Source organism: Bacteroides sp. AF39-16AC, from assembly GCF_003602735.1.
Classification (GTDB): Bacteria; Bacteroidota; Bacteroidia; order Bacteroidales; family Bacteroidaceae; genus Bacteroides; species Bacteroides uniformis.
On record NZ_QTLN01000023.1, the window covers coordinates 67,560 to 78,415 of the forward strand.

Here is a 10,856-nt window from a genome sequence, read left to right on the forward strand (position 1 = left end):
CGAGCGCAAATATACTGAAAAGAGGGTAAAATCCAATAAAGGAAGAACAAAAAGACACTCCCGACAAACTATCACATGGATATACAAAAAAAATCAACTGTCCTTTTTCTATCATTCTTTTGTCAATTTTGTATCAATGAGTTTGAGCAATACAGACTAAATTTGCATAATAAAATGTATCGGGTATTTAAAGAGCAAGTAACTAATCAAAAATACATACAAATAAAATTAACATAACATTTTTATATCTTATGAAACAAAACCGCTTAATTAGCATTGGGGCTTTCATTTTAGTGCTTGCACTTTCAGGCCTTATGACAGGTTGTATGGAGAAAGACGTATACGACCCGAATCGTGAAAAAGAACCTCTTCCTGACCCGGATAAATATTTCGGCTTTGAGATGCGCAGTGATGTCCAGCTTTCTGTCAACTATGACATTTACGGGTTTACTCCTTTGATAGAAATTTACGGTGAAAATCCGATGGAAACAGTGGAAGGTACGCCGATAAAGAAAGAGGGTATAGAAGCCTTGTTCAAAACCTATACCGACAACAGCGGTAAGTATGAGGGAAAAATGCAGCTTCCTACCTATCTTAATAAAGTTTATTTATATACTGCGACATGGGGATTGCCGGGATGCATAGAACTTGAAATTAAAGACAATGCTGTCATTTTTGACATGTCGGCAAAATCAAATCCTAAAACAAAGTCTGTCACTCGCGCTTCGTCTGATGTACCTTATTTAGTAAACAAATCCCAAAATCTATACTCACTGTGCTATTGGGGAGAAGGAGGTCAGCTGAACAGCCAATATATGACAAAGGAAAAAAATATTGGTAATGAAAGTATTTTGGATTTGACAGACCGGATGAAAACATTCTTCAATAAAGGAGGACAAGACAATTCAAAATTACTTGGTAATGGAAAAACTATCAATATTTCGATAAAGGAGGACAACACCGCATTGAATCTCATTTTTCTCAATCGAAGTGCAAGTTATAACAATACTTTCGGATATTATTTTTATAAAACCGGAACGTCCGTCGATGTAGACCAAGTGAGGAAATACATTATATTCCCCAATGTGTCTTTTGACTGGTATGGCGGCCAAATATTGATTTTAGAATCCGGGAATAAAGTTCGTCTGCTTTACTTCGATGAAGACGGCCAAGCCCATGATACATTCCCAGCAGGATATACAGTAGGCTGGTTTCTTTATGCCGACGGTTTTAAGAACGGTTATGGAAATAATTTAGAAGATTATCTTAAATTGCCTGATTTATATAATCCATACAATTCAAATCTTCGCACTTCCAATCCCCAAAACAACATGTCGGCCTTTGTCTCTGTTAAAGACCAAAAAAGCGGCAAGACGATTCTTGGAGCAGAAGATGGTGTAAATCAAAGCTACTGTGACCTTTTATTTTATGTAGATGCTACTCCGGGAAGTTCTATTGACGATCCTGAAAGGCCGTCTATTCCCGATGAAGGTGATAAAGAAGAACCCAAACCCGATGAAGATGAAAATGTTACCGGCACACTGGCATTCGAAGATATTTGGCCTTCCGGTGGCGATTATGACATGAATGACGTAATTGTAGAATACGAACGCAAAGTCTATTTCGACAAAAAGAATATAGTAACGAAGATCGTTGACGAATTCACTCCGGTACATGATGGCGCTACATATGTTAACGCATTTGCCTATCAGATAGATGCAGCACAAATTGGCGATAAAATCACTTTGCCGGAAGGTGCAATATTGGAAAAAGAGACTTCGTCCATTATCGTAATGTCCAATGCCAAACAGAATATAGGCAATAAATATGTAGTCACCAGAGAATTCAACGGTTCTTTCCTAAAGAATCAGCTATTGTCCTATAATCCATACATCATCGTAAAATATTCACAAGGAGAACAGAATCGCACAGAGGTTCATCTGCCCAAACACAAAGCTACAGCTTATGCCAATCAGTCATTGATTGGCAGCAATGATGATGCTTACTATATCGACCGTAAAGGAGCATATCCATTTGCTATCGATATACCGATGCTAGGGTTTACCCCGGTAACAGAAAGGAACAGAATTGACAGCCAATATCCCGGTTTTGCTACATGGGCAAAATCAATGGGAAATGACTGTAAGGATTGGTATAAAAAATAACAGAACAAAAGACAATGAATCATGTGTGGAGTGCCCCCTTATTCGGACGCTCCACCTGTTTTTTTTGAATTATTGCATATTGACTTGGAGAAATATTATATTCTGCCATGAAACACCTGGAAAAATAAGAAGGATTGGAATAGCCTACCATATACATTACTTCCGATACAGTGAATCTGCCTTGTAATAAAAGTGTAGCGGCTCTTATCATCCTAACACGCCGAATAAGGCTTACTGGAGTAACCCCCGTCAACTGTTTAATCTTTCGATACAACAGTTTTCGATTCATTCCCAACAGTTGACAGAGCATAGCAACATTAAACTCTGTATTTTCCATATGCTCTTCCAACACTGAAACAAGCTTGTTAAGCCAAATTCGTTTCAATTCCAGTTGTCTGTTTTCCAATGGTTTGCATGAATCCATTTTCTCCAATTTTAATATTCCTTCTAAGATCTGTTTGGCTTGTAGTGAGTCCATACCAACTTGATTTTGCAAAGCCTGCAGTTCATTTTTATCTGGTAAAGACACAATAATATTAATTAAGACTCCAGTATCATTTTCCTCACATCTTATGTCAACCTGGCCTTGATATAGATTAACAAATTTGGGAATTAAATGTACCCCCACAAGAGCGATTATTTCATCTATTATTTTAAGATATTCTTTCATATCTTTCTTGCCTTTTGGTATAAGTACAAATTATCCAAATATCAGACAAACATTCTCTCACGGTATTCTGACGGAGTAGTGCCTGTATGCTTACGAAAAAAACGTGTCATCGTAGAATTCGATTGAAAATTAGTTCGTGAAACCACTTCCTTTATTTCAAGATTGGAGTCTTTCAATAAGACTTTTATCTCAAGTATGGTATATTCCACAATCCACTCTTTAGCCGAACGACCAGTATTATCTGTTATTAACATTGTCAGATATTTAGGTGAGATACACATCTTATCTGCATAAAATGCCACATCACGACTTATAGTATGATACTCTATAACCAAATAAAAGAATTCAAAAACCTGCTTCTCTTTACGTACAAACTTCACGGAAGCCATAGCCTTGGGGTTACTCTTATAGCCCACATACAAGTCCCAATAATAAACCCTCAATAAATACATCACCGATTCCCTCCTAAGAAAGGCACAAGATAAATCTACACGGCATGACAATATATGACAGAAATGAACAAAGCGCTTATACTCTTCTTCACTGAGCGGAGAGCTATAATATTTCCTCATATAGAAAAAATAGTCAAGTGTAAGCCTACCCAGCCCATTAATGGTATCCATAAACAATTTCTTTGGTACTTTAAAGAAAATAACGGCAAAGTCTGTACTGATTTCGGTTATACTTGCCAACTGATAAGGAAAAATAGTTATCAAATCATTCTTCACAACCCTGCGTTTATTAGAAAACACATTAAAAAGAGCAGAGCCTCCGGTACAAACTCCATTTATCCCTTCTTCTAGATATGTCGGAATCCCGTCAAGAGGCAAATCAATTACCTTTGTATAAATATTGAACTCCTCTAAATCAAACACACCACTTGAAAAAGGCCTATTATCTTTTGTAGCTTTTACCATATTTGTTTTAAATATTATGCTAAGTTACAAAAGAAAATCATTTTTAGATTATTTGTTCTAAAATTGCACATATATACTGAAGTTCAGTCAAAACTAAAGTATAAATTCTTATTCTATAAAGGGCTAAATAATATCCGATAGGGCAGAGATAATGGAATAAAAAAAGTCCCACAAATCGTTGAATTTATGAGACTTACCTATTCATTATCCAGTTAGTTCAGCGGAGAGACAGGGAACGATTAACTTTCATCTCCCCTACTCATTATCAGCATCTTACCAGAAGCCTCTACTCCTATGACACCGAATAATTCACCGCGTATATGCTGCAACTTTCTTCCTGTTACACTCTTACTTTTGCAAAAGTAGTAAAAAAGTGGCATAAATACAAATCAAACGCTTGATTTAACGAACATAACTTCTATAATTTTCTTCCAATAACAATTGCAATTTTGAAAGAGGATAAAGAAACTTACCACCTATGGCAGTATAAGCTATCCCCTTTTCATCACGCAACTTTTGCAAGGTTCTGCTTGATATATGCAACATGCCACATACTTGTTCACCAGTCATATAGACCTCATTGGCTACAGGAACAGGCAAATCCTGAATTGCAAAAATCTCCTTGGAGCATTTCTTGAGCATCTCCATCATCCTGATATACTCTTCTGACTGTTTTGTAATTACCCCATCCATATCCTATTTGCCTTTTTGAGTTAATATCCTAGCCAGATCACTTTCCTTGTACACATATGTAGATACTAATTGAAAAGTGCACCGTATTTTAATTGAAAAGAGCTCCATCCATACTTGTTACAAAATTACATATAAGTTTAAAATCTTCATTTATCTTGTCTCATTTTTTGTGTTTCTTTGAGCCTATAAGAGAGTCCGGTCATATTTACCAGATAGGCTTTATGTGTAAGCCTGTCGACCATTGCCGCTACAAGCACCTTGTCCTTTATGATTTCATTCCATCTGTTAAAAGCCAAATTAGTAGTAATGATTGTAGCCTTTTCCCGGCCCTTAAGGACAAGTGGTTAAAAAGCAGTTCTCCTCCTTCCTTGTCACAACTGACATATCCGAATTCATCACAGATAACCAGATCGTATTTTTCAAACCGTAATTGCAACGCCCGCAGTGTCTTTGCGGATTTGGCTTCCCTTATCTGGGTAAGCAAGACAGGGACTGAAGTAAACAATACGGTAAAATCCTGCTGGCAGGCCTTTATTCCTAAAGCCGTAGCAATATGAGTCTTTCCCGTCCCCGGATTTCCATACAGGACTATGTTTCTTCCCTCCCTGATGAAGTCCAGTGTTTCCAATTCAGGCAATATTATCTGTGCCTCTTTGGGCATGTCTTCCATGACAAGTTCATGCAGATACTTCATTTGTGGGAATCCCGCAGATTTTATCCTTGATTTTCTTCTACATTCCCTTCTTCTGACACTTTCCTTTCCAAGCAATTCGGTCAAGAAATGCAGATGGCTCCAGTTTTCTCCGGCTGCCAATGAAAGGGTGTATTCCAGTTCCTCTTTGAAGGCCAGCAGCTTCAGTTCTGTCGCATAGTCATAAATGGTTTCTTTTTCTGATTTCATATATTATAAACTTAAATGGTTGGTATTATATCATGCGCTTCATTGTATCCTGTCATGAGTGCCGTGATGCCTTCAAGCATATCCACGGCTTCTCTTTCTATATTCTCTTGTTGTGCCGGAAGAACAGGCGACTCCATGGATTCTTCCATCTCTTCCTGTGCGTTGCCATGCAACATGGCCTTTACCTGTTCCGGAGATATCTTTCTGACACCACGTCCGGTCAGTTCCCTGCATGCCCTGATGATGTCTGTCCCGGAAAAACCATTTTCCCATGCATAGTCCAGCAGCAGGACGAATGCCCTGTTGTCATTCTTGAAATAGCTGTCATACAGTCTTTTCAGTTCTTCCGGTGCTCTTTGCCAGACCACAGAATGAGGTAATGCACCCGGTTTACGGGAAAGTGTACGCAAGTAGTGCTCCAGCTTGATGCACCAGTCGCCACCACAATAACTGCGTTGGTGCGAGGCCACTTTCTCCTTCCCGTACAGGATGACGATTTTTTCACTATAGACCTTGACATGTACTTTTTCTCCTACAAGGGAATCAGGTACGGAATAATGAACATTTTTCATGCTGACAGTCGACCACTTGTCCACGATGTACTCATTGACCTCAAAACAGCCAAGGTTGCCGGGAAAAGGCTTCAGCGATGACAAATCAGCCTCCAAACGCGATGATTTCTCCGCTGTTGAAAGACTGCCCTGCTCGTTGTTGACCTGCGTACACATTCGGTTCAAATGCTCCTGGGCGGAACGTATGTCATTGAAATGGTCAGTCAGGCAGAAAGCTTTCCTCCTGACATATTCCACGCTGCGTTCCACATGCCCTTTCTCCCATCCGGCCCGTACATTACAGAAACGGTACTCAAAACAATAGAAACCGGACATCTTCATCAGGGCTTCCGTAGGCTTCTTGTCACCACCGACAAAGCTCTTGACGGCTACACGCATATTGTCATAGACCATCATGGCGGGGACACCATGTATATCCCTGAAGAAGTTGCGGTGGGATTCCATGAAGGCAAGCGTATTCTGATGCCTGAAAAGGTAGGCGTATCTGCCATTGCTATGCCCGAAAGTGAATACGGCCAGATAAAACTTGGTCTTGACACCGTCAATAAAAAGAAGGACTTCACCCCAGTCAAACTCAACAATGCATCCCGACTCATAGAACAACCGGATAAAGGCTTCGCTCTTTTTCTTCTCTTTGTATGACTCTATATTTTTTATATAACTGCACACTGTGGCATAACTGATGGTATATCCTTTGGATAACAGAAACTGGTGGATATCCTTCTTCAGCATGCGCTGCTTGCGAAGCCCCGTAGCTACCTTAACGGCATTCTTCTTCAGGCAAAACCCGATCTCGTCCTTAATCTCTTGTGTAAGGCGGCGAGGGCGGCGTTTGGAACTGTCATACTTGGGCTGGACGGTAAGCAAATCACTCAAAGCCTCTTCCGGATTATCAGTACGGATGGCTGATTCGTATTCTGAAAGAATATTGTCAACGGTATGACGGCTGACATGAAGTTCACGAGAGATACGCCGTTTGCTATAACCGCATACTCTATACATGTGTATTATTGATTGTCTTTCTACCATAGTCTTCATTTTACCTTTGTATTTGGATGATACAAAGGTCATTATACTTATCCTATGGCGGCGCACTTTTCAATTGGAATATTGGCGCACTTTTCAATTAGTATCTACATACCCAAGAAACTGAAAGTGGGTGAAACTGCCGAAATACGCTGCCAACTGGTACGTGGCGGCGACTACCAGCCTACGACCTACCAGATACGCTATTTCCAGCCTGACGGTAAAGGAAAGCTGGAAATGGATAACGGTACGGTGTTCTTGCCCAATGACCTGTACCCGCTGGAAAAAGAAACGTTCCGGCTCTACTACACATCGGCATCGACCGACCAGCAGACGATTGACATCTATATCATCGACAGCTTCGGACAAATGCAGCAGGTTTCGTTCTCGTTCTATAATAGCACAAATTAAGAGAAATGGGGGTCGATGAAAACCAATCAAATATTTTGGTTATCTTTGTTGTAGTAATAACTAATCTTCTTAAGATATGAAATTAAAATCTTTCAAAAATAAAAGTGACCAAACAGAAATAGTACTTAACAATATTACGGTTTTAGTAGGTCCAAATAATGTTGGCAAATCTCAAACATTACGAGATATAAAGAATTTATTAGAATTAGGTAATAATGCAAGACCTGTAATTGTAAGTGATGCAGATTTTGATTTACCAGATAATTTTGATAGCTTTTTAGATTTATTAAGCATAGCGGATAGCTCTCAAACAATCGGAAATAAAATTATAAGAGGATTAAAAAGTGATATGTTAAGTGAGGATTTTATAGATTTTCCGCTTGAACCATATAGAATGGCATATAATGATATTAATCGTCGGAAAAAAGAGATTATGGGGCGCTTTACTAAATATTTTGTTACAGATTTAAGCTCCTCTAATCGTCTTTTATTAGCTAGTTCTGTGGATTCTGTTAATCCAGAATTGAAAAATCCAAAAAATTTATTGCAATCTCTTTTTTTAGACAATACACGAGAATTAGATTTAAAGCAAGCTTTTAAGGATGCCTTTAATATGGAAATTACTTTAGATTATAGTTCTATGTTAAAGCTCTGTTTTCGTGTTGCAAAAATAATGCCAGATATTCCAGAAGACCCAAGAAAAGCATATCCAATTACAAATAAACTTGGAAAAATAGAAGAACAAGGAGACGGATTTAGAAGTCTTGTTGGAATTATTTTAGGACTATTGTTTTCAAAGGGTCGCATTGTTTTACTTGATGAACCCGAAGCTTTTCTGCATCCTGCACAAGCACGTTTTTTAGGTAAATGGATTGGAGACCATAAAGATATTATTAATGGTCAATTGATAATCAGTACTCATAATGCTAATTTTTTATCAGGAATAATAGCAAGTGGACATGATGTTGACATATTTCGATTGAACCGAATTGGAGATAATACGACCTTTAATAAGGTATCTTCTGATGCAACAAAGACTTTGTTTGAAAACCCCTTATTATCAAGCCAAAGAGTTATGGAAAGTGTTTTTTATAAGGGTGTTGTTGTATGTGAAGCTGATGCAGATAGAGCGATTTATCAAGGTGTTGCAACTATAAATCATCATTCAAATGAAGATGTGCTGTTTATCCATTCTCAAAATAAGCAAACACTAAAAATTGTTGCCAAACTACTAAAAGAAGCAAATATTCCTGTAGCATTAGTTGCTGATATTGACGCTTTAAATGACCAAGATATTCTAAAAGGGATGATTTCTTCCACAACAGATAGCCACATTCCACAATCTATATTTGATTTAAGGAAAGAAATAGCTTTAACTGTAAATGGGAAAACTGACGATCAAATGCTTAAAGCCCTAACTACGGAAGTTTGGTATTTATATGAACAGCTAGTTTATCATAAACATACACTTGATGGTGCGAAAGGTGCTTTACAAAGAATAGCCAAAGGGATTACTTCGTGGAGCGAAATAAAGTCTAAGGGCATTGAAGGATTTGATGCTAAAATTAGAGAAAAAGTTTTACTATTAATCAATGATTTAAAACAATACGGAGTATTCATCGTTCCTGTGGGAGAATTGGAGGGGTGGTTAAATGTTGGTACAAAAAAGAAAAATAAATGGATTGTTCCTGCATTAGAAAAAGTTCATAATAACCAAGCATCACCAGAATTAATAAAATTCGTAGGAGAAATTCTTGCATATTTTAATTAGTAATTATAAATTTTTCACGCTGTACAGATAACTGTGCAGCGTGAAAAATTTACGTTTGCTGAATGTTATTCCTTCGTGTCCTCGATAACGCCCGTTACCATCATGCCCGTAAAAATACACTCGCAACGTCTGCCGATTATGTTCTTGTTTACTTCTGTCGTTTTCATACCCTTAAAATTTATCTGTTATTACCCTGTTCTTTCTTTTCTATCCATTTATCCCGCCTGTGGCGGCACTCTGCCAGCGTTTTAGCCACTGTGGAAAACAGTTCCCCGTCCGTGTGGCGGTAGTCGTACTGGTAAAATATCCGTCCCTTGAATGCGACCGGACGGTATTTTACAAACTTTTCCTCTCCCGGTGCTTGGGTGATGCTCACCCCGTTTCTGTTCAATGATTGCATGATATTATGTTTTTTATTCATCATATACTCAATAGGGAAAGTAACAGCAGGAAAAGCAGAGCCACGCACAACGCATAAAACGCCGAGAGGCAGACCCGGAGCAGGAAACAGGTGGCACGAAATACAAGATATGCCGTTACCGGCGTGATTGCTCCGGCTGTACAGGCGAGCCGCCACACAAGGCAGAACAATAACACCCGCAGGATGATTTTATAAATACTTTTCCGTTTCATCGTTTCTCTGTTTATTCGGGCAGGGCTTTTAACCCCGCCCAAATGGTCGTTTAAGCCGCCCGGAATACAAACCCGTCATCAAACCAGTAGTCGCACATGAACAAATCACGGGCAAACTGTTTGTAGTCGAAATAGGTTTTTGCGAACTCCGGCAGGTCGTAACATTCTTCCACGATTTGGTAGGCGAAATCCTCTTCATCGTCATATTGTCCCTGATATTCGTCCTGAAAGTCCCGTACAAGGTCGTCCGCATCTTCCTCGCTCAAATCATGGCTTTTGTAGTTGCACCACACGAAAAAGGCTTCCTGTTCGGTGTCGCCCAACTTTTCCACCGCATCCCGCAAGGTGAAGAAGTTCTCGGAAATCCAGCTTTCGCCGATTAGGTTTTCCGGTACGTTCTCCCAGTCCTGAAACATATACTCCGCATCTTCCTCGTCCTTGTGAAGCTCCCGGCAGGCTTCGTAAAAATCTTCCTTGTCCGAATAGTCCGACAGGTCAAGCCATGCCCCGAACAATGAACCGTTATTGTACTTGCCATAAGTGCCTACATAAACTCTTGCTTCCGATAATGTTGCTGCTTCCATATCCTGTAATTTTTAAGTTTTTAATTTTATGCGGATTTGAGAGGTGAGGGAGTTGAAGTTTCACTGAACTTTTTTCCTGTTTCCCGTAAATCCGACTTTTTTTTTATGCGTCTTCCGGTCGGGTCGGTCGTTTTCGTTTCACATAGGCTTAAAAGGGCAGTGTTTAGAGTTTGCAGGGTTTTGTGGAAAAAATACCTCGCAACGAATGCCGCAGGGAAGATTTTTTCGCCAAACCTGAAAAGGCTTGACCTTGCAAACCCGTGAAGAACACGTAACTACTTTTGCCTATTGAAATGATAAAAACGACCTCCCGGCTGGAGGACTGCTTAATGAGGAAGATTTACAGGTTGGGAAACAGGGGGAAAGTTCTTGTTCTCCATTCAGTCCATTAGGGAATTGCCTATGCGGGCGGGAAAAACAAGTGTGTCGGGAGTTCACCTTCCGATACTCTTGTGCGGGTTTGTAGCTAACACTTGAAAAGGGACCCGGGTAGCATTTGAAACGTGTACCACC

Annotated in this window: 10 protein-coding genes and 1 pseudogene; 3 read left to right on the forward strand and 8 right to left on the reverse strand. The window is 39.4% G+C overall.

Annotation, left to right across the window (positions count from 1 at the left end):
- The first annotated feature begins 251 nt into the window (after nucleotides 1–251).
- Nucleotides 252–2,165 (forward strand): LruC domain-containing protein, encoded by a 1,914-nt coding sequence (locus tag DW039_RS16575; protein WP_120382148.1) that lies wholly within the window; start codon nucleotides 252–254, stop codon nucleotides 2,163–2,165.
- A 19-nt stretch (nucleotides 2,166–2,184) separates the two neighbouring features.
- On the opposite strand, the gene DW039_RS16580 is transcribed toward DW039_RS16575, so the two are convergent.
- From DW039_RS16580 to istA, 5 genes and pseudogenes are all read right to left on the reverse strand, one after another.
- Nucleotides 2,185–2,835 (reverse strand): AraC family transcriptional regulator, encoded by a 651-nt coding sequence (locus DW039_RS16580; RefSeq protein ID WP_243635043.1) that lies wholly within the window; start codon nucleotides 2,833–2,835, stop codon nucleotides 2,185–2,187.
- 41 nt (nucleotides 2,836–2,876) lie between these two features.
- Nucleotides 2,877–3,752 (reverse strand): AraC family transcriptional regulator, encoded by an 876-nt coding sequence (locus DW039_RS16585; protein WP_005831578.1) that lies wholly within the window; start codon nucleotides 3,750–3,752, stop codon nucleotides 2,877–2,879.
- 402 nt (nucleotides 3,753–4,154) lie between these two features.
- On the reverse strand, nucleotides 4,155–4,445 hold the full coding sequence (locus tag DW039_RS16590; RefSeq protein ID WP_120382149.1) for a helix-turn-helix domain-containing protein: 291 nt from the start codon (nucleotides 4,443–4,445) through the stop codon (nucleotides 4,155–4,157).
- Between the two features lie 146 nt (nucleotides 4,446–4,591).
- Nucleotides 4,592–5,346, reverse strand: a pseudogene (gene istB / locus DW039_RS16600) (IS21-like element helper ATPase IstB).
- A gap of 11 nt (nucleotides 5,347–5,357) precedes the next feature.
- Nucleotides 5,358–6,956, reverse strand: a complete 1,599-nt coding sequence (gene istA, locus DW039_RS16605) for an IS21 family transposase (protein WP_044469104.1) — start codon at nucleotides 6,954–6,956, stop codon at nucleotides 5,358–5,360.
- Between the two features lie 45 nt (nucleotides 6,957–7,001).
- Here istA and DW039_RS16610 point away from each other — a divergent pair, with 45 nt between their 5' ends.
- Both DW039_RS16610 and DW039_RS16615 read left to right on the forward strand, forming a co-directional pair.
- Nucleotides 7,002–7,355: a DUF3872 domain-containing protein gene (locus DW039_RS16610; protein ID WP_371682772.1), complete on the forward strand. Its 354-nt coding sequence runs from the start codon at nucleotides 7,002–7,004 to the stop codon at nucleotides 7,353–7,355.
- A gap of 76 nt (nucleotides 7,356–7,431) precedes the next feature.
- Nucleotides 7,432–9,126 carry an ATP-dependent endonuclease gene (locus DW039_RS16615; RefSeq protein ID WP_120382150.1) on the forward strand — a complete coding sequence of 565 codons (1,695 nt, stop codon included), beginning with the start codon at nucleotides 7,432–7,434 and terminating at the stop codon, nucleotides 9,124–9,126.
- Nucleotides 9,127–9,304: 178 nt separating this feature from the next.
- Here DW039_RS16615 and DW039_RS16620 read toward each other — a convergent pair whose 3' ends face one another.
- From DW039_RS16620 to DW039_RS16630, 3 genes are read right to left on the reverse strand one after another with little or no spacing between them, the layout of a single operon-like run.
- On the reverse strand, nucleotides 9,305–9,526 hold the full coding sequence (locus DW039_RS16620) for a DUF3873 domain-containing protein (protein WP_068856479.1): 222 nt from the start codon (nucleotides 9,524–9,526) through the stop codon (nucleotides 9,305–9,307).
- Nucleotides 9,527–9,546: 20 nt separating this feature from the next.
- A complete protein-coding gene (locus DW039_RS16625) occupies nucleotides 9,547–9,759 on the reverse strand; it encodes a hypothetical protein (protein ID WP_120382154.1) in 213 nt (70 codons plus the stop codon).
- Between the two features lie 50 nt (nucleotides 9,760–9,809).
- The gene (locus tag DW039_RS16630) at nucleotides 9,810–10,343 is read right to left on the reverse strand and encodes an antirestriction protein ArdA (protein WP_120382151.1); all 534 of its coding nucleotides are present in this window, start codon (nucleotides 10,341–10,343) and stop codon (nucleotides 9,810–9,812) included.
- Nucleotides 10,344–10,856 lie beyond the last annotated feature (513 nt).